Here is a 20040-nt window from a genome sequence, read left to right as displayed (position 1 = left end):
CCGTAGGTGGAAAGCAGTTCGCCAGCACCTGACGGATCAGCGCCGGCGTTTTCGCGTTCTGTTCTCACTGATGCACTGATGGGGGTGGATGAGGCTTCGCGGAATGCCCTCGAAATCCACCGGCGCCTGGGGCTCGATCGGGGCGGAGTCGCCCTTGAGGTGGTTGCGACGGAGGCGAGCCTTCCTGATGTGATTCGCCAGCGTGCAGAAAAGGATGGCGCCACCGGCCAGATAGAGGGCGTATTCCATAACAATACCGTGTATGTGGTTGCCAGTGCGGTGCGCTCTGATGCGCACCTCGAAGAAATCATAGCAAACGAGGGCCTGGGCCATTTTGGCGGCCGCAAGCTGTTCGGGCAGGACATCGCCATGCATTATGGCCCGTTGTTTTTCCAGCTGGGCGGTGCCAAGGGTATGTGATACTTTCCTGGCAAATCTGCACAGCCAGTTCCCGGAAATCAAAGACTACCGCTATGACTTCAGTTCCAATCAGTACGTTGATAGCCGAGGGAGACCCCTTGACGCCGCCCGATTGGAACGAGGAAAAGGAGCGCCAGGCGCAAGAGCAGCTAAAGCAGGTGAGGCAACGCTGCGCCGAGGAATATTCCTCCAGTCCCTTGTGGAGAGCGAGAGCGGAGCGCGACCCGGAATACTGGAGCAAGTTTTCACCCGGTCGGATTCGCTAGTCCGCGACGGCGGGCTGGACGCCGTATTTTCCCGCGCCCGCCACCCCTTCACCCTTTCTGGCAACAATCCCTCTGACAGCTCCCCAACGGGCGTGACAGCGCAATCCCTACTGGCGCGCCACTGGGATGGAGAACCCGCTTCCTCTACTCGGGCGGCCATTCTCGAGGCGCTGCGCACCAAACAGCCGGATGTAGCGGACTGGCTCCGCGTGAACCGGGGCCGGGTGCGTCGACCCGGCCAGTTCTGACTGGGTAATGCCCCAGGAAACCAAGCTGACCGCCTTCCTCGACAAGTGGATATACCGCGGCCAGAACAAGCAGGTAGACCTGAAGTGGGTACAGCAGGCGATCCGCGTAGCAAGTTGGTGGAAGCGCGCCCGCTGGCATATCTGGGGAGTTGTCCGGCAATGCCGTCCATCGCTCTGCCCAGCCTACAGCGGGCGCGCAGAGGGAAGATAGAGAACAATCTGGTCAATATCAACTTTGGCTTATTTGGTTGTGACGGCTACAGCGTGGTGGGTATATAGCACCATGAGAATAGGCTGAGGTAACGAATCCGGCGCGAGATACCAGGAGGACTGACGTTGGCATCCCTACTGACGGCGCGACGACTCCCGCGGAGCAGTTGGCCGGAAAAATGGGCTCCAAGGTGATCCCGGGAACTGCCCGGGGCAAGGAGCCCTCCGTTATCCGACAGTGCTGCCGGACGGGTTAGGATTGTCGATGCCGGGGCACCTGTCAATTCCCTCATCCTTGCCAAGTTGGACAGCTTGGCGAGCAATGAGGGGGACAAGTCGCTTCAGGCCATGGCGCCGGCGGGGCAAACTGTGGGGGCTTAGCCAGCCCTCTAAAGGAAGGTGAAAAATGGAACTGTCGGTATATATGGCGGTATAAGGATATTTCCATTAATGCAAAATTCATGAATATCAAATGGATAGATCACCTTTTCGGAGATGACCCGACTCCATTTTCCCTTTAGAAACACCACCCCTCGCATACCCGGAATAATCCGGGCACACGGTTCGCGCTTGAACCAGATTCCTCCGAAGGCCGCCTGAAGCTCTGCCCAGGCGGCCCTGGTGTTCCTATCAGTTACCGAACAGTTTGCCGAAGGCTTCGCCAACGGCTTTGCCGACGTCCTCGGCGGTGGAGTTGGTGCTTTCACCAGTGCCATCGGCAGGGGCGTCTGAGTTGTTGTTGCCACCGCCAAACAGGCCGCCCAGGCCGCCGTTGTTGCCACCTTCGCCGCCGCCGAACATGCCGCTCATCATGCCGCCGAGGTCAGTGGGTTCGGCGGGCAAGACAAAGCGCTGGGGATCGACGGTGGTATCTTTGATGGAGCGAATCTGCATGTCTTTGCCGTAGCGCAGCACGCCTTTGTCGAGGTCGGCCAGTTGCCGCTGCAGTTTTTCGCTGGCTTCCACCTGTTGCTTGAGGTTTTCCTTGTCCAGGTTGTTCGCCAGGGTGTTGGCCATGTTCTCGATGGCGTCGCGAAACCCGATGGCCAGTGGGTCGCTGGACAGCACCATGGTGTCTTGCCGCTCGCGGCCTTCGTGGTCGACAAAGCGCAGTTCGTACACTTCACCCTTGATGCCACCCAGGGTTTCGTCGGCCCCGGTGGGCTTGAGGGAGATGACTTTGCTCTCAACGGTGTTCGGGGTGGCGCTGGCGGCCATCTGGCCGAACATGCGGAAGGCGGAGCCGAGGTCGAAGACCATGGGCGTGCCGTCGTTGTAGCTCACCACATACATTTTGTTGTCGCGCAGCAGCATGTAGCCTTCGCCGTTTTGCTGCACGTTGATACGCAACTGTTCCCCTTCGTATTCGAAGGTCATGACTTCGCCGTCTTCGGTGGTGACCTCGGCGATATCGGCGCTGGCAATGGTGCTGCCCAGGGCCAGTGCAAGGCCACAGGCGAGGGCGGTGTTTCGGTTCTTGCGGATCATGGTGTTTTCCTTTGGTTATCGCTGTAGACGCGAGGCTTTCGTGCCCGCGCCGTTGTTACCGTCTTCAGTGTAGCGTTTTGGGGTGGATTTGCCATGTGACGGGCTTCACGGTTGAGTGCTGCTCCCTATAGGGGTTTCATTGCGCCAGGCTGCGGTAACTGGCCAGGGCGCGCTCCCGCGCCCAACTGTGTTCGACCAGCGGTCGCGGGTAATTCTCCCCAAGGGTGATGCCCGCAGCCGCAAGTACCTCGGCCGGCGCCTGCGAGGGCTGGTGCAGGTAGCGAGGCGGCAGTTCGCGCAGTTCCGGCACCCAGCGTTTTACGTAGTCCCCGTCGGGGTCGAATTTATTGCCCTGGGCGGCGGGGTTGAAAATACGGAAATAGGGCGCGGCATCGGCGCCGCAGCCGGCCACCCATTGCCAACTGGCGGCGTTGTTGGCCAGGTCGGCGTCTACCAGGGTATCCCAGAACCAGGCCTGGCCGTCCTGCCAGGGTTGCAGCAGGTGTTTGGTGAGGAAGGAGGCCGCCACCATACGCACCCGATTGTGCATGTAGCCGGTTTGCCACAGCTCGCGCATGCCGGCGTCCACCAGCGGGTAGCCAGTCTGCCCCTGCTGCCAGGCGGCAAGCAATGTTGCATCGCGCTGCCAGGGAAAGTGCGTGAAATCCGCCCGGAAGGGTTGTGCGGGCAAATCCGGGAAGTGGTGCAGCAGGTGGTAAGAGAATTCGCGCCAGCCGAGTTCGCTGAGGAATTTGTGGACTTCGTTGGCAAGTGCCGGGCGCTCGCGGGCCACCTGGTGGCAGGCATGCCAGATGGCACGTGGAGACAATTCGCCAAAGTGCAGGTGGGGCGATAGCCGGCTGGTGGCCTGTAGAGCGGGCACGTCGCGGCCGTGGCTGTAGTGTTCAATCCGCGCCTGCAGGAAGCGGCCCAGTGCTTCGCCGGCGCCTGCCGTTCCGGGTTGCCAGTGTGCCTGCCAGCCCTCGGCCCAGTCGGGGTGGCTGGGCGCCAACTGCATTGATGCCAGGCTTTCACCCTGTGGCGGCGCATCACAGGGGGGCAGCTGCTCCGGGGCGGGCAGGGGGAAGCGCGGCTCCGGTTCGCTGCAACAGGCCTTCCAGAAGGGTGTGAAGACTTTGTAGGGGCCACCCTGGCGGGTCATGACCGAGCCGGGTTCGAACAGCAGGCTGCCCGGGTAGCGCCGCAGGGTTACGTTGTATTTGGCCAGCAGGGTGTGCAGCTGCTGCTCCTGGGCGGCGGCCCAGGGCTCGTACTGGCGCGTACACAGCACGCTCTCCGCGTTGGCCTGCCGGCACAGCTCGGGCAGTATGTCGCTGGCTTTGCCCCGGCGCAGCAGCAGCTGTTGCCCGTAGCGCTTTGCAAGTTCTGCCGCCAGCGACTGCAGGCTGTGGTGCAGCCACCAGCGGCTCGCACCGCCGGGTTGCCACGACCCGGGTGCGTCTTCATCCAGGATGTACAGGGGAATGACGGGCCGCGTGCTGGCGGCGGCGGCTTGCAGGCCCGGCAGGTCTGCAAGGCGCAGATCCTGCCGGAACCAGTAGATGATCGGTTGGCTCATGGGGGTAATACGCAGGTTACCAGGCAAGTGGATGACACACCGCCAGACGGGAGCGCGCCCACCGGGTCTGGCAGGTGGCGAAGCGCGCTAGAGTTGATTGCGAATGCCTAGCTCGTCGGGGTAGGGGGCGAGGTAGACCTGCTGGCCAATGTAGGGGTTGTCGTGGTTGGCAAAGTGGTGACGCAGCATGGTAATGGGCACGACAAGGGGGATGTGCCCGCAGCGATACTCGTCAATCAGCTGCTTGAGGCGCTGGCGTTCGGCATCCCCCAGGCTGCGCTTGAGATAGCCGGACAGATGAAACAGCACATTGGTGTGGGAGCGAACACTCGCCCGCTGAGACAGGGCCTGCATCAGCAGGGTGATGAATTCATCTGAGAGCGCCTGGATGTCGCGCTTGCCGGCATCGGCCAGCAGCCGCCCCAGCGCGCGATAGTGGGTAATGCTGTGGGCCATCACCTGGTATTTGTAGCGGCTGTAGAAGGCAACCAGCCTGCCGGCGCTGAGTTTACCGGCGCGGCACTGCTGCCAGTCGTGGTAGGCAAACACCCGGGCGATGAAGCTGTCCCGCAGGCCGGGGTCGTGCAGGCGGCCGTCATCTTCCAGCGGCAGCAGGGGGGCCAGGCGCTGCAGGGTGGCGGCGAAAATGCCCTGGCTGTCAGCGGCCAGGGTATTGCCGTTGTGGTGGTGCCGCTTGACCCGCGCATAGCCGCAGCTGGGGCTGTTTTTAACCAGGATGTAACCACACAGGTCCGGCGCCCGTTGCAGTACGCTGGCGGCAAAGTCGCTGAGAGCGTCGGTGTAATCCTGCTGGTGGCTGGCTACGTCCAGCGCGCGTACCTGGCCGGGCTCGCTGCCCACCAGGTGAATGGGCGGGCGCGGCACGCTCATGCCAATGCCCACCTCCGGGCAGAAGGGGCGCAACTCAAAGGCTTCCAAAAGGCGGGCCAGGGCGCTGTGGGGGCGCTTGTTGCTGCCATCGTAGCGTACCGCCTGGCCATTCAGGCAGGCGCCAATGCCCACCCGGGGGCGAGCGGGAGAGGGCGCTGGAGCCGGGGAATCTGCAGTCGTCATGGTCATGATACGCAACCTCGCTGCCAAAGGATCAGCCGGTGCGCTACCGTTGTGCCGCCGGCTCAGCCTTTGGGGGCAGGGTCGGGATCGGGAGCAGGATCGGGAGCAGGATCGGGAGCTAAGTCAGCCTCGACCTGCCCGGGCGAGCCCGACAGGCTTTGCAGCAAGGCGGAATCGCGCGCCATCCACAGCCACATCAGCACCGGTGCCAGGGTCGGAATGATCAGGGTATTGAGCTGGTAGAGCAGGGCGATCACCGGTGGCGGGGGCAGCGGCACCGCGGCATGGGTGTACAGGGCATTCTGCAGGCCGAGCATCAGGTTTTTCAGCTCGATGCTGATCAGGCCAATGCCCATCAGCAGCCACAGCACCACCATGCCCCGGCAGAAGCGCTCGATGGCCTGGGGCACCCGCGCGGCGAATATCAGCGCGGCGTAAAAGGGCAGGGAATAGGACACCAGCCGCGTATCCACCGGATAGCCCAGTTGGTAGCCGGCCTTTTCTGCACTCACCAGTGCGCCGTCCACCTCGCCAAAGTGGGTCAACACCAGCATGCGGGTCTGCTCCAGCGACACGCCGGCCACGATATCCGGCAGCCCCCATTCCAGGGCGTAACGGGCCAGCAGAAAGCCGGGAGCCGCCGGCAAGGTACCCAGGGCAAACCACAGCGCAAACAGGGGGATCATCAGCACGATCACCCAGCCCATAAAGCGCAGGGGTGTGGCGGTGTTCATGCGCTTGCTTCCAGCGCGGTGGCTTTGCGCCGGTCCAGATAGCGCAGGTAGACCAGGAATACGATCAGCACATCGAGCATGATCAGCACCGGCCACAGGTAGAGGTGGGTGAAGGAGAACACCGCTTCGCTCCACTGGCCCAGGTAGAACAGGCTGATGATGCGCAGGATGTTCAGCACCTGGATGGTGATAAAGCCAAGCCCGATGGCCAGCAGTTTGTCGCGCAGGGGCGCGGGGAAGGCAATGATACCGGCAATCAGCACGATGGCGGCCTCTATCCCGTTGCAGCCCGCCTCGATGGACACCGCAAAGTGGTTGGTCGTGTGCTCGATAATGCGGCCATAGGCCAGCACGTTGGCGTCAAAGGGCGTAATGAGGGCCGCGCTGAGGGTGGCCAGGCCACTGGTGAAGGGCTGCACCAGGTGCTCCTGCACCGGGGTCAGCATTTCCAGCGTGAACAGGCCGGTCAATACCGCCAGGAAGATGAGGATAAACTTATTCATGTCGGTGCTATTATGGTTAGCCCGCGCGGGCTTGGAAAGCCCCGCGACCGATTTTCACCCACACTGCGAGGCACCGATGTCCAACGGAGCACGCTGGATTGGCCTGGCGCTGACCCTGTTAATGTTTGTATTCAGTACCTGGATGTACCTGCAAACCAGTGACTGGGTGGCGCTGGTGTTTGCCGGCGGCAGCTTTGGTTACGCCCTGTTCTTTCTGGCCGCGAAAAAAGCCGGCAACCCCTGATGCCCCTGATCCTGACCTTGCCCCTGACTTTGACCCCCTGACTATGGAGAGTCCCTGATGTCTGTTACTGCACTGTGCCGTGCGCCGCTGCGGCTGTTGTGCCTGGCCGCCCTGTTGCTGGCCGGCGGCTGTGCCTCGCTGATTGCCGACATGGACCCGCCCGCTGTCACTGTAGAGAACGTGCGCGCGCTGCCGTCTCAGGAGGCCGGCCCGCGCTTTGAAATCACCCTGCGGGTGGCCAACCCCAACAAGCAGGCCCTGGATATCGCGGGCATCAGCTACACCATCGACATACTGGATCACGAGCTGGTAAGCGGGGTGACCAACCAGGTGCCGCGCATCGAGGCCTATTCAGAACAAACAGTGAAACTCCAGGCCGGTGTTCACTTGTTCCAGATGCTGCGCCTGCTGGCAGACCTTGGCCGCAGCCAGGGTGAGGCGCTGGACTACCGCTTTGCCGCCAAGATCGACTTTAACGGCTTTGTGCCCACCCAGCGGGTTGAGGAAACCGGCAGCCTGCGCCTGAACTGAGCCCCGCCTCAGCCCAGCAGGGACTGGGCGAAGATGGCGAGGATAATCAGCGGGCACACCACGCGCACATAGCCGGGCCAGATCTTCCAGAACAGGCTGTGCTCGGCTGTCGGGTTGCCCTTGCGCAACTCCTGCAGCAGGCTGTCGCGGTGCCACAGCCAGCCGGCGTAAATGCAGAACATAAAGCCCAGCAGCGGTTGGGCGTAGCGGGTGGTCAGTGCCACCACAAAGCCGAACAGCTCGCCAAAATTCAGCAGAATCAGCGTACTGACCACGGCGATGGCTGCGCCAATCAGCACCACCGCCTTCTTGCGGCTTACGCCGTGTTCTTCGATGGTATAGGCCACCGGCACCTCCAGCATGGAGATGGAGGAGGTCAGGGCGGCGATGCTCATCAGGAAGAAAAACGTGAGCGATACCACCGTGCCGGCCAGCCCCATGGTGTCGAACAGGGCCGGCAGCACGGTAAAGATGAGGGTGTCCTCGGAGATCAGCGCGCCGCTGGCATTGAAAATCTCCACCCCGTTATGCAGCGCCACGTACATGGCCGGCAGCACCAGAAAGCCCGCCAGCACGGCGATGGAAATATCCACCAGCGTCACCATGCCACCCAGGCTCGGCAGGTTCTCGCGATCGGACACGTAGGACCCATAGATCAGCATGGTGCCCACACCCAGGCTCAGGGAGAAAAACGCGGCTCCCAGGGCGCTGATGATCAACTGGGGAGACAGGGCGCGCTCAAAGTCCGGTAGCAGGTAGACCCGCAGGCCATCGCTGGCGCCATCGAGTGTGAACACGTACAGGGCAAGCACCACCAGGGTCACCAGCAGCAGCGGCATCAGGCGGCTGGACCAGCGTTCGATACCCCCCTGGACCCCCTCGGAAATAATGCCGATGGTGAGCCCCATGAACAGCAGCATGAACAGCACATTGCGGGTAAAGCTGAACTCGGTCAGCCAGCGCGCGGCGCTGTCAAAGCCGAGCAGGTCGAGCACACCGCCCAGGCAGTGCGCCATCATCCAGCCCGCCACAATGGCGTAAAAACTGAGAATCAGGCTGGCCACAACAAAGCCGATAACCCCGGTGCTGACACCGATGCGGCGGCTGAGGGGGCCGGGGGCAATCTGGCGCAGGGCGTTCACCGCGTTGGCGTGGGCGTGGCGGCCGATGATCAGCTCGGCCATCAGCGCCGGGTAGGCCAGGGAGAAGGCTAGCACCAGGTACACCAGCAGGAAGGCGGCGCCGCCGTTGCTGGCGGCCTGGGTAGGAAAGCCCCAGATATTGCCAAGGCCAACGGCGCTGCCCGCGGCCGCCATGATAAAGCCAAAACGCGAGCTGAATTCGCCCCGTGAAGATGCCATAGAGGATAGTTCCGTGTGCAGGATTGTTATAAGCGGCGGGAGTGTACCACGCTGCCTCAGGCCGGGGGCAGCGCCTCGCAAGGGCGCACCGGGCCGCTGCGGTCTTTGCCAAGGCCAAGCAGCTTGATGGTCAGTTTGGGGATCAGCATCAGTGCCTCGGCAGAGGCATCCGCCGTGGCGGCAATGGGCGAAACCCAGGTGCGTGGCTTTTGCAGGCTGCCGCTCAGGGTGACCGCCGAGGGGATTTGCAGCAGCCGGCTTTTGGACAGCGGCTTGATGCGCACATCCAGCGTTTGCTGCACCAAGTTGAAAGTGCCGGTGCCGGTGGCCAGCATGCGCGGCGATTCAATAAACAGATTGTCACTGCGGGCAACCCCGGAGCGCAGGGTAAAGCTGGCCATGCTGCAGTCCACATGGGTGGAGGTTTCCAGGGCCGCGCCGGAGTAAATCCAGGCCAGCAGGTCGGTGGCCAGCAGGTCGTAGGCTGCGCCCTGTATCTCCACGTCCTGCAGGGCCATCGACAGGTTACCATCGAGGCTGGCAAGCCATTCGCTGGCGCGCTGGCCGCGGGCGCTCACCCCACCGCGCAGGGTGAGTATCCCGGCCACATCGGCCTGCAGGCCCAGATCCTTCACCAGCTGGCGCATGTCCAGCGCCAGGGCCTGGCCACCGAGGCTCAGCGCCGGTGGCGCGGCGGCCAGATCGATCAGGCCGGCAAGTTCCAGCCGCGAACGGTCGCCGCGAAAGTTCATGCGTTGCAACACGTAGCGCCCGGCACTGCCCTCCAGCGCCAGGTCGATATCCTGCACATCAATGCGCTCGCCCCGCAGCCTGCCCAGCTGCAATTGCAGTTGCTGGGGGTAGGGCGGCAGGCGGGCAATTAAGTCCTCCAGTGAAACATCAAGCCCCGGGGAGGCTGCCGCTGTTGCCGGTGCCTTGCCGCTGGCCTGCAGGCCGAGGTCCGCCAGTTGCAGCGAGGGGGCGCTGAGACGCGCCTGCAGGTGGGTGATCTTACGACCCTGGTGCGTTAGCTCGCCGGCAAACTGCAGCGGGCTGTCGCCGAGTGTGCCGCGGGTAGTGAAGGCAAAGCGATTGGCGTTGGCAGCAAGGTCCAGTGTCGCTTTGAGGGGCGCCATGCTGCGCCCGCTCAAGGCTTTGAGCAGGGCCGGGCTGGCTGCCAGCTCGGCCTTTACCTCGCCGGCAGGTTGCCCGAGCAGGTCGCCAAGGGCGCCGCTGGCATTAATCCGCAGGGCCTCGGCGTGGTCGCTGGCCAAGGTAAACGCCGGTATATTCCAGCGGCCCGCTTGCCGGCGTACTGCCACATTGCCAGCCAGGCGGCCCAGGGGCGCCGGGTAGCGAAAGTCATCCAGCTGGTTGTGCAGCAGGTTGCGCAAATCCAGGCGGGCAAAATCCAGTGTTAGCCGGGTGCCGGCCAGGGTGGGCAGGTGGTCGATACTGCCCTGTACCTCAAGCGCCAGCTGTTCGCTGTCGATGCCGCCGCGCAGGTCTTTGAGCTGCCACTGTGTGCCGGCCTGCTGCAACCTGGCGGTGAGGTTCACGGCCCCGAGCACCGGCACCGGCGAGGCAACATACTGTGACAGGGCGCTGGTATCGCTGAGGCCGGCGCTGAGGGCGGCGGCAAACCCCTTGGGCTGCCACCGGGCATCCAGCTCGCCGGTCAACTCGCTCAGGTGCACGCTGAGGTCGCTGCTGTTTAGCTCGGCGCTGCCCGCGCTGATCTTAAGATTGTCGGCACTGCCGCCAGCGTGGGCCGTGGCGTGTAGCTGGTGGTCTTCGTCCAGCTGTAGATCAAACCATTGGTTGACCTGCGCCGCCGAGCTGGCCTTGAGGGTCAGGTCCAGATCGATGCCGCGCACCGAGGCAGCGCCAAAGGGCGGGGTGAGGCTCACCGGGCCAATGGTCCCGCTGGCGATAATCTCGGTTTGTCCGGCCTCGCCGAGTCGGGCGCGAATATCGCGCAAGGTGGCCTGCTGGCGGCCGCCGCCAAGGGTGGCATCGAGTTGCCAGGGGCCTGGCTCGAAGGGTAGCTCCCCCAGCCACTGCTTGAGCACGCTCAGGCCAGTACCCCGGGCCCGCACCTGAATGGCGTTGCCCTCGGGCTGCAAGCTTGAGGCGGTGAGGGCGCCGGCGGCCAGGCTGCCTTGCAAGCTGAGTTCCAGGCCGCGCTGGTGACGGGTTTGCAGGGTGAATTCGGGTACCGCCAGCGCATTGAGCGGGCCCTGTAGCTGGAGTTCGGCACTGGCGCTGCCAAGGCTGGACAGGTCGATATCCAACCAGTTCAGCAGCAGGCCCAGTTCCTCCATCTGGCCGCTGGCCCGGGCCTGTAACAGCGTGTCGCCAGGGCCGCGGTAGTCAAAGGTGCCGCGGGCGATAAATTCGTAGCGCGGGGCGTTCAGCAGGGCAAACTCGGCGTCACTGAGGTGAAACTGCCGGCTGTCGCCCTGTAGCCTGCCGCGTATTTGCAGTGCGCCTTCTACCGCCCCCTCACTACCGTCCAGAGCATCCTCCAGGCCCGCCAGTTGCGCGCTGATACCGTCCAGCTGGGTGATATCCGGCAGAGCGGCATTCAGGCTGAGGTCGTAGCTGAAATCCTCCACGCCGCCCAGCACCTCGCCTTGCAGAATGGCCAGCCGGGCGCTGCGCGTGGCGTGCAGCTCGGCACGCAGCTGTATGCCACGAAAGCCGCTGCGGCTGCGCAGGGCGTAAAGGTACACCGTGGTATCCAGCGGCTCGCCGTGTAAATCGCCCACCGCATGCAGGCGGTAGCTGCCGGCGCCGTCGCGCTCGCCGCTGAGGTCGCGCAGGGGGAACACCAGAATGTCCTCACCCTGGCGCACCAGATGCACCGAGCCAATGTCCAGGCGCCGGGGCAGCCAGCGCAGATAGCTCATCCAGCGGGCCGGGCTTGGGTCTTCGGTGCTGTCGTGGGCGGCAATGTAGATGGTGAGGTTGTCGGCGCTGAGGCGGGCATCCTGCAGCCGGTCAAGGGGCAGCCGGTGCGGGGTCAATGTGGCCTGGAAATTCTGCACACTGAGCAGGGGCAGGGCATCGCTGTCCTGCTGGTAGAGCAGAATCTGCCCGGCAGAAAGCGCATCGTCCGCCGGCGCCAGCCGTGCGTTTGTCAGCTCCAGGCGCAGGTCGCTGAACGTTGCCACGGCCCACTTTAGCGCGGCCACGCTGCGCTCGGGCGACTGCAACACCCACGCTGTGGCGCCGGTCAGCACAAGGGCGCCCAGTAGCAGGGCTATCAGCAGGACAGCGAGCAGACGCATGCAGTGGCGGGTTCGATGATGGTAGCGGCAGTGTAGCACGCCGCGCCTTGCCCGCTGGTGCAAGCGCTGTGCTATGATGCCGCCCCCTCGGGGCAGGGCGCCGTTCAGCACCTGCCTCATGGTTGCCCGGCGACGGTGGTGAAATTGGTAAACACAGGGGACTTAAACTCCCCCGGCTTTAACAGGCCTTGCGGGTTCAAGTCCCGCCCGTCGCACCACATGCCGGCCCGGCTGGCACGTGGGCGCGCCCTTGCCATCACCGGGCTCCCACGTATAATGCGGGCTTGGTATTTCTTGCCTGCAAGCCAGAAAAAGCGCACTTAAATCAATAAGTTAGCGAATAATGTGCGCGCCGGGCGAGTGTTTCACCCGCCCGATACGTGATGAGCCGAACGCCGACCTCCACCAGTTTCAGCCAGACGCGCCTGATCAGCCTGCTCAGTTCCTTGGGCGGGCCCGCTGGTGGTGGTGAATCACGCCAGTTCGGCCCGCGCCTGGGCAGCCTTATCGACCTGTCGCACTCGGTTACGCTGGCGGACACGCTGGCGCTGCTGGAGCGCCAGCCCTTTGAGCCGGTGGATGAAGACCCGACCCGCGCCCGCGAGGACTTCCTGCGCGTGCGCGCCGCCATGATGGCCGCGGTGATGCGCAGCCTGACGCCGGGCAGCGGCGCCACCCGCATACGCTGGCCAGAGGCCGTACTTGAGAGCAAGGGCGGGGAAGCCCTGCGGCGGTTTTACACCGCCCACCAGCGCGAAATGGACGCCCGGGCGCGCGGCCTGCAGGAGCGCTGTCGCGACGCCCTCAGCGGCTGTTCCCCCAGCCTCATGCAGCTGGCAACCCTTGACCAGACACTGATGGATGCCCTGTCTGCCCACAGCCGGCGCCTGTTTGGCAACATTCCGGACGTACTGGAAAAAATGCAGGCGGCGGCACGCGAAGCGCTGCTACAGGGCAACGCCGATGCCGAACAACAACTGAAAACCGACGTACAGGCGCTGTTACTGGCGGAAATAGACGCCCGCCTGCTGCCCGTGCTGGGGCTGGTGGAGGCCCTGGATGAACACCTGGAACGTGAGTGACCATGAATAGACTGCTTTTCCTCCTTATCGGCCTGGCCGGTGCCGCCGTTATCGCCTGGGTGGCGCCCGGGTTTGTTGGCGCCACAACGCTGGCGCTGGCGGTGACCCTGTTGATCGGCGCGGCCTACGCAGCCGGGATCACCGAGTTGTGGCGCTTTCGCCGCAGCACCGCCCGCCTGATGGCGGCCCTTGGCGCGCCGGCTGCGGATGCAGACAACGTTTGCGCACTTGAACCGTGGCTGGGCCGCCTGGACGGCGAGCTGCGCGGGCCGGTGCAGCTGCGTATCGAGGGGCGCCCGGTGGCGTTGCCCGGGCCGCTGTTCACGCCCTATCTGGTGGGCCTGCTGGTGATGCTGGGCCTGCTGGGCACCTTTTTTGGCATGGTGGACACCCTGTCTGGCGCGGTGGGCGCCCTGCAGGGCAGCACTGAACTGGAGGCCATTCGCGCTGGCCTGGCCGCGCCCATTGCCGGGCTCGGCGTAGCCTTTGGCACATCGGTTGCCGGTATTGCCGCGTCTGCCTGCCTGGGCCTGTTGTCGGTGCTGTGCCGCCGCGAGCGCTTGCTGGCAAGCCGGGCGCTGGATGATTTTGCCCGCAGCCGCTTTCCTGCCCATCACCTGGATCGCCGTCGCCAGCAGGCCTTCGAGGCGCTGGAAGCACAGTCCGCCGCGGTGCCCGCGGTGGTGGAGCGCCTGGATGCACTGGTCGATCGCCTGTCGCACATGGGCAGTGAACTGGGGGATTCACTGCTGGCGAATCAGAAGACTCTGCAGGACGGCCTGAGCGCCGAGTTCAGCCGCCTGGCGCAAGACGTGGGCAGCACATTGCACAGCAGCCTCACCGAAAGCGGGCGCGCCGCCGCCGATGGCATTCGCCCGGCGCTGGAGTCCACAGTGTCTACGCTGGCCGCACACAGCGAATCCACCCGCAGCGAGCTGCTTGTCCTGGCCCGGGAGCAGGGGGAGTACCTGGCCGGCCACCTGAACGCGGCAACCGAACGGGTGCAGGCACAGGTGGTGGCCGCGGGCGATAAGCAGCTGGCGTCGCACGCCGCACTGGCGCAGCAGATTGGCGATAGCCTGTCATCCTCGGCCAGCGCCCTACAGGCCGGCCAGGCCGATGCCCAGGCCACGCTGCTGGCCCGCTTTGAAGCCTTGTTTGAGCGCACCGAAGCATTGGTTGCCGAGCGCGAGCAGGCAGAAGCGCGCTGGCTGGCCCAGCATCAGGAGCGCATGTCCGCGTTGCTGGAGCAGAGCGCCGCCGCCCTGGACGCCGTGGCCGAAGGCGATGCCAGGCGCGCCGAGGCAGGCATCGCGCGTCTGCAGGCGCTGGAGGCGATACTGCAGGATCATCAAATAGCCAGCGCCAGCGCCGAGGCCCAGCGCTTGCAGCAGCAGGACGAGCGCCTGCAGGCGCTGCTGGCGCAAAGCGGTGCGGCACTGGCGGCCCTGCGCGAGAGCGAAGCGAAGGGCGCCAGCAGCATTCTAGAGCAGCTGCAGGCATTGCAAGGTGCCCAGGCGCGGCAGCAGGAACAGGGCGAGGCCGCCCAGCAGCAATTGCTGGAGCGCCAGCAGGAACAGCTTGAGGCCCTGGTCAAGGCCGCCGGCGAGCAGTTGAGCGCCCTGCGCGATGCCGAGGCCGAGCGCGCCGACGCCGCAAGCGAGCGCCTGGCTGCACTGGAAGCCGTGGCAGCCGAGCATATGGCCGCGCTGGGCAACCGCCTGGAAGCGCCAATGACCCGCCTGATAGAAACTGCCTCGGAAACCCCCAAAGCCGCGGCGGAGGTCATTGCCCGATTGCGCGAAGAACTCAGCAACAGTGTGGAGCGCGATAACCAGTTGCTCAAGGAGCGTGAACAGCTGCTGGAGCGCCTGGCGGTGCTGCTCGATGGCATGGAGTCCGCCTCGGCCAGCCAGCTGGATGCGGTGCAGTCCGCCGTGTCGCGCTCCGCCGACAGCCTGGTGGAACTGGGCGAAAGCATCGGCGCGGACCTAAACGGCAGCGTGGGCCAACTGGCCGGGCTGGCAGTCGACGTGGCGGGCAGTGCTGGCGATGTGGCCAGCCTCGGCGAAGCCTTCCGCGCCGCCGTGGCCCAGTTTGGCGAGGCCAACCAGGCCCTGATCGACGGCCTGGAACGCATGGAACAGGCCATGGAGCGCTCTGGCGCGCGCAGCGATGAACAGCTCGGCTATTACGTGGCCCAGGCCCGGGAAATCATCGACCACAGTGTGCTGTCGCAGAAAGAAATCATCGAGGAACTGCGCCAGCTCGGCGGCCAGCAGCAGCTGTTTGCCCCCGAGGCCAAGTCGTGAGCGACCTGCAGGACAGCAATACAGAAACCCCTGTATGGGCCATCTTCGGCGACCTGATGGCTGCCCTGGTGGGGGTGTTTGTGCTGATTCTGGTCTGGGTGATTGGCTACCAGCTGGAACTGGCCCGGGACCTGGCCCAGGAAACCGAGCGACGCCAGGTGGAACAACAGCGCCGCCAGCAACTTGAAGACGCGCTGGCAGGCCCCCTGGCCGAGGGGCGCATTTCGCTGCGCGATGGTCGCATTGGTATTTCCGGCAGTGTGCTGTTTGCCTTGAACTCGGCCGATTTACAGGCCGAGGGGCGCTCGCTGCTGGCCAGCCTGGCCGGGCCACTGCAGGATTACCTGGCCCAGCGGGAGGAACTGCTGATGGTGAGCGGCTTTACCGACGACCTGCCGATACAGCGCGATAACCGCTACTTTGACGACAACTGGGAGTTGTCGGCCCAGCGGGCGCTGACCGTGACCCGGGCGCTGATAGAAGAGGGCATGCCGGCGTCGCTGGTATTTGCCTCCGCCTTCGGCGAGCAACAGCCGGTTGCCGCCAACAGTGACGAAGCCGGCCGGGCCCGCAATCGCCGGGTTGAAATGGCACCGGTGCCCAAGTTGAAAAACAGTGACAGCTGAACCGGGCAGCGCGCCACCCGAAGCCGGCCTGCACCTGCCAGAGCCGCTGCCGGACCTTGACGCCATGGCGCTGGACGTCGCCCTGGCGCTGCTGGAGCGCATTGGTGCCCAGCGCCTGGACCCGCTGGGCTTTGCCTACCTCAGCGGGCTCATCACGCGTTGCCAGCTGGCAGAAGGCCCCCTGGCCGAGTGGTATGGCGAGCGCGCCCGGCAGGCGCTGGCACAGTTTGCCGATGCGCTGGCCACCGCGCGGGAAGACCTGATCACTCAGGCCCAGGCGCTGCACCAGCAGGCGCCGGCGCTGGTGCCTGCAATCAACACCGCGCTGGAGCACTGGGACCGGCGCGCGCTGGCGCGCCTGCAGCGCGGGCAGGCGGCGGCCCGCGCACCGGGGCCGTTGGCGGAACTGGTCATGCAGATTGAAGCGCTCCACCGGGATTCGCCGCTGGATCAAGACAGCGGCGCGCTGGAGGCGCAGTTGCGCCAGCAGGAGCAGCAGCTGATGGCGGAATACGGGCTGGCAGTGGAAGGGGGTGAACTGCGCTCGGCGCGCTCCTATCGGCAGCGCATGCAGCGCAGCGGCGCCGAGCAACTGCTGGCGCACTCGGTGGCAGAAGCACCCGAGGAATCCGGCCCACTGAACCCGCAGAAACTCGCCACTCGGGCGCTGGCGAACATGCAGCAGTTATCCGCCCCGGCCAGTGCGCGCTTTGTGGCCTGGCTGAACACCCTGCTGTATCTCGAAAAGCTGAGCCCGCCATAGACGGGCCGGGCCACCGCCGCTAAGCTGGCCTTTTTTTCGCGACGCCATGCAACCCATACAAATAAGACGACGTTTCCCCTGGCGCACCGCCGGCGCGCTGTTTTTCTTTGTGGGGGCCATTGTGGCCTTTGAACTTGGCGTGACGGTCAGCGAACGCCCGGCGGTGGCCGAAGGTTCCCTGCTGAGCAAAGCCTACTACGCCCTGACCCTGTTTGTGGTGGGGGGCGCCGACCTTGGCACACCCCAGGGGGGCTCGCTACCGGCGCGCATCCTGCTGTGGCTGTCGTTTTTTGGTGCCCCCATCCTTGCAGCGTCGACACTGATTGAAGCACTGCTGAAGGCCATTGCGCCGCGCCGTTGGCAGTACCGCCGCCTGCAGGACCATATCGTGGTGGTGGGGCACGGGGAGTTGACCTTCAGTTACCTGAGGGTATTGCGCAAGCGCAACCCCAAAGTGCCGGTGGTGGTGGTAAGCGACACCGCTTTTGAAAGCTCGGTGACCGACGAGTTCAAGCACAGCTTCGACGCGCTGGTGATGATCGGTGATATCACCCACGAGTTCTGCCTCAACCAGCTGAAGGTACACCGGGCGCGCAAAATCCTGCTGCTGGATGACAACAGCCTGCGCAGCTACGAGGCCGCCAGCAAATTGCTCAGGCAGCAGCCGGACATTGGCTCGCGAGTGGTGATTCACTGCGGTAACCTGCGCTTTATGCGCGCCATGTCCGATACCCGGGTGGCCCGCCAGTGCGAAACCTTCAACACCTATCACCTGGCCGCCGCCGGCCTGGTGCGCAGCCACATGATCCAGCACTTTCGCGATACCCGTTCCAAGGATGTGGTCATCATCGCCGGCTTCGGCCGCTTCGGGCAGACCATCCTTGAAGAGCTGCAGCGCTGCGCCATCGACGAACTGGCCACCGTCTTCATCATCGACAGGGACGCCCGCCGGCGGGTGCTGGTGGCCGATGAGCAGATGGCGTTCTCCGGCAGCTACCGGCGCGAGATATACGATGGCGATATCTCCCACCCGGAAGTGTGGCGCCAGGTCAGCGACGCGGTGGAAGTGCGCGGCGACAATACGGTGTTTGTACTGGGCACCGGGCGCGAAGAGGACAACCTGCGCACCGCCCTGTGGCTGCGGCGCAAATACCCACTGTCCATGGTAATCGCTCGAAGCAGCAAGGAATCCCTGTTCGCCGCCGAGGTGGGACAGGATCACAACATCATCAGCATCAGTATCAATGAACTGGTGGAGGACAACATCCCCGGCAATTGGGCCGCCATAGACGACTGAGCCGGGGCCCCGGCAGCTGCTATGCTGACGGCTGCCGGGCAGCCTTCATCGCACCAACGAGGTAACACTTTGCAACAGGCACTGGAAAACATGCTGGCCATGCAGCATCGGATGAACACCCGGATTCATGCGCACTGGATTGAGCAGAATTTTGCGTGGTATCGCGCCATCTGGATTGAATGCGGCGAGCTCATCGAACACTACGGTTACAAGTGGTGGAAGAAGCAGGAGCCGGACATGGAGCAGGTGCGGCTGGAAGTGATCGACATCTGGCACTTTGGCCTGTCGGCCCTGTTTACCCCCGGCACCGGCCGCGATGGCGACGATGCCGCACTGATTGCCGACATGGCCGCGGACATCGCGGCGGAAGTGGCGGATTACACACCGCGCGCGCTGGATGTGCGCGAGGCCACCGAGGCGCTGGCGCAACACGCCCTGCAAAGCAAGGGCTTTTGCGTGTCGCGCTTCTGGGATTTGATGCTGGCGGCGGGGCTGGATTTCCAGTCTCTGTACAGCGCCTATGTGGGCAAGAACGTGCTCAATTTTTTCCGCCAGGACAACGGCTACAAAGACGGCAGCTACATCAAGAACTGGCAGGGCCGGGAAGACAATGAGCACCTGGTGGAGTTGATGGCGGCGCTGGACGAAGGCGCGGCGGATTTTGCCGATCAGGTGTATCGCGCCCTGGAACAACGCTACCGCACCTTGAACGGAGCCTGATGCACGCGTGAGCGAAGCCGCCGACAAACTGTCCACCACGGCCCTGGCCAAGGCGCTGGACCTGCCCCTGCAGCAACTCTTTGTGACCTTGCGCGACTATGGCTGGATTGAGCGCCGCTCAGACAACTGGACGCTCACCCCCAAGGGCGAGTACGAAGGCGGCAGCTACCGCAACAGCCAACGCTTCGGGCGGTATATTGTGTGGCCGGCAGCGCTGGTGGAGCATCCGCTGCTCAGCGCCATTGAATCCAACCAGCGCATGACCGCCGCCTCACTGCGGCGCTTTTTCCCCGGCGTTCACGCCCGCAGCATCAACCGGGCGCTGGCGGAAATCGGCCTGCAGCAGCACAGCATCCTCGGCTGGGAGCTGACCGATCTCGGCCAGGCCTGGGGCGGGCAGCAGGCCGAAAGCGAAAACAACGGCACCTTCTACGTGACCTGGCCCCATGAAATTGTGGATCACCCGGTGGTGCAGCGCGAGCTGTCGCGCCTGCTACCCGCCGGCCAGTTGCCGGCAGCAGCCGGGGAAGGCGCAGCGGGTGGCGTAGAGAGTGGTGAGGATGACGAGGCCATCGAGCGAGACCTGTTTGCCGCCGCTGATGCCGCCGCGCGCTCTGCGCTGGATGGTCACCAGCTCAATTCCAACCTGCAGCGGCAAGTGTGCGACTGGCTCTACCTGGCGCAACTGGTGCATGCCCATCACCGGGCACTGCCCTGCGAAGAGCCGCTCTACGCCGACTTCTACCTGCCGCGCGGCAATGTCTATATCGACTGCTGGGACAGCAACGTGGAGGGCGGCGAGCTGTCTGCCCGGCTGCGCCGGCGCGAGTGTTACCGGGAACTGGGCCTGAAGGCCCTGGAGGTCAACGAAGGTGACGGCGAGCGCCTGGACGAGGTGCTGGGCCGGGGCCTGCTGGCCTTTGGCATCCGCTGTTAGCGGGGCCGGTGCCGGGGCACGCGGGGCAGGGCGCTTGCTGGTTCAGAGCAGGCTGTTGATTTGCTTCGCCAGGGCAAAATCCCGCTCGGAGATGCCATCGCAATCGTGGGTAGTGAGGTGGATTTCCACCCGGTTGTACACGTTGGACCACTCCGGGTGGTGGTTGGCCGTCTCGGCCAGCAGTGCCACCTGCGACATGAAACCCCAGGCATCGACAAAATTACTGAACACAAAGTGGCGGTAGAGCTTGTGCTGGTCGATACCCCAGTCGGGCAGTGACGCCAGCATTTGTTCAACCTCGGCGGCAGACAATTTGACCAGTGACATGACGCATTCCTTATGCTGAAAACCT

General features: G+C 64.4%; 19 protein-coding genes and 1 tRNA gene. 12 read left to right on the top strand and 8 right to left on the bottom strand.

Going from position 1 to position 20040, the window contains the following annotated elements; all coding sequences use genetic code 11:
• Positions 1-6 precede the first annotated feature (6 nt).
• Positions 7-420, top strand: coding sequence for a hypothetical protein (locus DDZ17_RS01525; protein ID WP_157976388.1), 414 nt, complete (start codon positions 7-9; stop codon positions 418-420).
• A complete protein-coding gene (locus tag DDZ17_RS22980) occupies positions 377-934 on the top strand; it encodes a hypothetical protein (protein ID WP_157976387.1) in 558 nt (185 codons plus the stop codon). The genes DDZ17_RS01525 and DDZ17_RS22980 overlap by 44 nt, the downstream gene beginning before the upstream one ends.
• A gap of 840 nt (positions 935-1774) precedes the next feature.
• Here the strand turns inward: DDZ17_RS22980 and DDZ17_RS22660 are convergent.
• From DDZ17_RS22660 to xrtH, 5 genes are all read right to left on the bottom strand, one after another.
• Positions 1775-2632, bottom strand: a complete 858-nt coding sequence (locus DDZ17_RS22660; protein ID WP_193940523.1) for a hypothetical protein — start codon at positions 2630-2632, stop codon at positions 1775-1777.
• A 136-nt stretch (positions 2633-2768) separates the two neighbouring features.
• Positions 2769-4211 carry a cryptochrome/photolyase family protein gene (locus DDZ17_RS01515; protein WP_116364192.1) on the bottom strand — a complete coding sequence of 481 codons (1443 nt, stop codon included), beginning with the start codon at positions 4209-4211 and terminating at the stop codon, positions 2769-2771.
• 87 nt (positions 4212-4298) lie between these two features.
• Positions 4299-5291, bottom strand: coding sequence for a YbgA family protein (locus tag DDZ17_RS01510; protein WP_206613403.1), 993 nt, complete (start codon positions 5289-5291; stop codon positions 4299-4301).
• A 56-nt stretch (positions 5292-5347) separates the two neighbouring features.
• A complete protein-coding gene (locus DDZ17_RS01505; protein WP_116364191.1) occupies positions 5348-6019 on the bottom strand; it encodes an exosortase H-associated membrane protein in 672 nt (223 codons plus the stop codon).
• The gene (xrtH, locus tag DDZ17_RS01500; RefSeq protein ID WP_116364190.1) at positions 6016-6522 is read right to left on the bottom strand and encodes an exosortase H; all 507 of its coding nucleotides are present in this window, start codon (positions 6520-6522) and stop codon (positions 6016-6018) included. Before xrtH ends, DDZ17_RS01505 begins: the two co-directional genes overlap by 4 nt.
• A gap of 76 nt (positions 6523-6598) precedes the next feature.
• On the opposite strand from xrtH, the gene DDZ17_RS22605 reads away from it, so the two are divergent.
• Together DDZ17_RS22605 and DDZ17_RS01495 are read left to right on the top strand one after the other, a co-directional pair.
• A complete protein-coding gene (locus tag DDZ17_RS22605) occupies positions 6599-6766 on the top strand; it encodes a hypothetical protein (RefSeq protein ID WP_170150131.1) in 168 nt (55 codons plus the stop codon).
• A 57-nt stretch (positions 6767-6823) separates the two neighbouring features.
• A complete protein-coding gene (locus tag DDZ17_RS01495; RefSeq protein WP_116364189.1) occupies positions 6824-7297 on the top strand; it encodes an LEA/WHy family protein in 474 nt (157 codons plus the stop codon).
• 8 nt (positions 7298-7305) lie between these two features.
• Here DDZ17_RS01495 and DDZ17_RS01490 read toward each other — a convergent pair whose 3' ends face one another.
• Both DDZ17_RS01490 and DDZ17_RS01485 read right to left on the bottom strand, forming a co-directional pair.
• Positions 7306-8658 carry a sodium-dependent transporter gene (locus DDZ17_RS01490; protein ID WP_116364188.1) on the bottom strand — a complete coding sequence of 451 codons (1353 nt, stop codon included), beginning with the start codon at positions 8656-8658 and terminating at the stop codon, positions 7306-7308.
• Between the two features lie 56 nt (positions 8659-8714).
• Positions 8715-11951 carry an AsmA family protein gene (locus tag DDZ17_RS01485; protein WP_157976386.1) on the bottom strand — a complete coding sequence of 1079 codons (3237 nt, stop codon included), beginning with the start codon at positions 11949-11951 and terminating at the stop codon, positions 8715-8717.
• 129 nt (positions 11952-12080) lie between these two features.
• Between DDZ17_RS01485 and DDZ17_RS01480 the strand changes: the two genes are divergently transcribed.
• The 8 genes from DDZ17_RS01480 (at position 12081) to DDZ17_RS01445 (ending at position 19688) form a co-directional block, all read left to right on the top strand.
• A tRNA-Leu gene (locus tag DDZ17_RS01480) sits at positions 12081-12169 on the top strand.
• Positions 12170-12334: 165 nt separating this feature from the next.
• A complete protein-coding gene (locus DDZ17_RS01475) occupies positions 12335-13033 on the top strand; it encodes a DUF3348 family protein (RefSeq protein WP_116364186.1) in 699 nt (232 codons plus the stop codon).
• A gap of 2 nt (positions 13034-13035) precedes the next feature.
• On the top strand, positions 13036-15345 hold the full coding sequence (locus tag DDZ17_RS01470) for a DUF802 domain-containing protein (RefSeq protein ID WP_116364185.1): 2310 nt from the start codon (positions 13036-13038) through the stop codon (positions 15343-15345).
• Positions 15342-15971 (top strand): OmpA family protein, encoded by a 630-nt coding sequence (locus DDZ17_RS01465; protein ID WP_116364184.1) that lies wholly within the window; start codon positions 15342-15344, stop codon positions 15969-15971. Before DDZ17_RS01470 ends, DDZ17_RS01465 begins: the two co-directional genes overlap by 4 nt.
• On the top strand, positions 15961-16734 hold the full coding sequence (locus DDZ17_RS01460) for a DUF2894 domain-containing protein (RefSeq protein ID WP_116364183.1): 774 nt from the start codon (positions 15961-15963) through the stop codon (positions 16732-16734). Before DDZ17_RS01465 ends, DDZ17_RS01460 begins: the two co-directional genes overlap by 11 nt.
• A 46-nt stretch (positions 16735-16780) precedes the next feature.
• Positions 16781-18031, top strand: coding sequence for an NAD-binding protein (locus DDZ17_RS01455; RefSeq protein ID WP_116364182.1), 1251 nt, complete (start codon positions 16781-16783; stop codon positions 18029-18031).
• 69 nt (positions 18032-18100) lie between these two features.
• Positions 18101-18751, top strand: coding sequence for a dUTP diphosphatase (locus DDZ17_RS01450; protein WP_170150130.1), 651 nt, complete (start codon positions 18101-18103; stop codon positions 18749-18751).
• Between the two features lie 7 nt (positions 18752-18758).
• On the top strand, positions 18759-19688 hold the full coding sequence (locus DDZ17_RS01445; protein ID WP_116364180.1) for a hypothetical protein: 930 nt from the start codon (positions 18759-18761) through the stop codon (positions 19686-19688).
• 42 nt (positions 19689-19730) lie between these two features.
• On the opposite strand, the gene DDZ17_RS01440 is transcribed toward DDZ17_RS01445, so the two are convergent.
• Complete coding sequence (locus tag DDZ17_RS01440) at positions 19731-20015, bottom strand: 4a-hydroxytetrahydrobiopterin dehydratase (protein WP_116364179.1); 285 nt, start codon at positions 20013-20015, stop codon at positions 19731-19733.
• Positions 20016-20040: the final 25 nt, after the last annotated feature.

The sequence above is a fragment of the Parahaliea mediterranea genome (assembly GCF_003402235.1).
Taxonomy (GTDB): Bacteria; Pseudomonadota; Gammaproteobacteria; order Pseudomonadales; family Halieaceae; genus Parahaliea; species Parahaliea mediterranea.
This window is presented reverse-complemented; position numbering and strand designations above follow the sequence as displayed.

Coding starts and splice junctions, on each gene's coding strand:
- DDZ17_RS22980 (WP_157976387.1), top strand. CDS start 377: ATGGCCCGTTGTTTTTCCAGCTGGGCGGTGCCAAGGGTATGTGATACT.
- DDZ17_RS22660 (WP_193940523.1), bottom strand. CDS start 2,632: ATGATCCGCAAGAACCGAAACACCGCCCTCGCCTGTGGCCTTGCACTG.
- DDZ17_RS01515 (WP_116364192.1), bottom strand. CDS start 4,211: ATGAGCCAACCGATCATCTACTGGTTCCGGCAGGATCTGCGCCTTGCA.
- DDZ17_RS01510 (WP_206613403.1), bottom strand. CDS start 5,291: ATGACCATGACGACTGCAGATTCCCCGGCTCCAGCGCCCTCTCCCGCT.
- DDZ17_RS01505 (WP_116364191.1), bottom strand. CDS start 6,019: ATGAACACCGCCACACCCCTGCGCTTTATGGGCTGGGTGATCGTGCTG.
- xrtH (WP_116364190.1), bottom strand. CDS start 6,522: ATGAATAAGTTTATCCTCATCTTCCTGGCGGTATTGACCGGCCTGTTC.
- DDZ17_RS22605 (WP_170150131.1), top strand. CDS start 6,599: ATGTCCAACGGAGCACGCTGGATTGGCCTGGCGCTGACCCTGTTAATG.
- DDZ17_RS01495 (WP_116364189.1), top strand. CDS start 6,824: ATGTCTGTTACTGCACTGTGCCGTGCGCCGCTGCGGCTGTTGTGCCTG.
- DDZ17_RS01490 (WP_116364188.1), bottom strand. CDS start 8,658: ATGGCATCTTCACGGGGCGAATTCAGCTCGCGTTTTGGCTTTATCATG.
- DDZ17_RS01485 (WP_157976386.1), bottom strand. CDS start 11,951: ATGCGTCTGCTCGCTGTCCTGCTGATAGCCCTGCTACTGGGCGCCCTT.
- DDZ17_RS01475 (WP_116364186.1), top strand. CDS start 12,335: ATGAGCCGAACGCCGACCTCCACCAGTTTCAGCCAGACGCGCCTGATC.
- DDZ17_RS01470 (WP_116364185.1), top strand. CDS start 13,036: ATGAATAGACTGCTTTTCCTCCTTATCGGCCTGGCCGGTGCCGCCGTT.
- DDZ17_RS01455 (WP_116364182.1), top strand. CDS start 16,781: ATGCAACCCATACAAATAAGACGACGTTTCCCCTGGCGCACCGCCGGC.
- DDZ17_RS01440 (WP_116364179.1), bottom strand. CDS start 20,015: ATGTCACTGGTCAAATTGTCTGCCGCCGAGGTTGAACAAATGCTGGCG.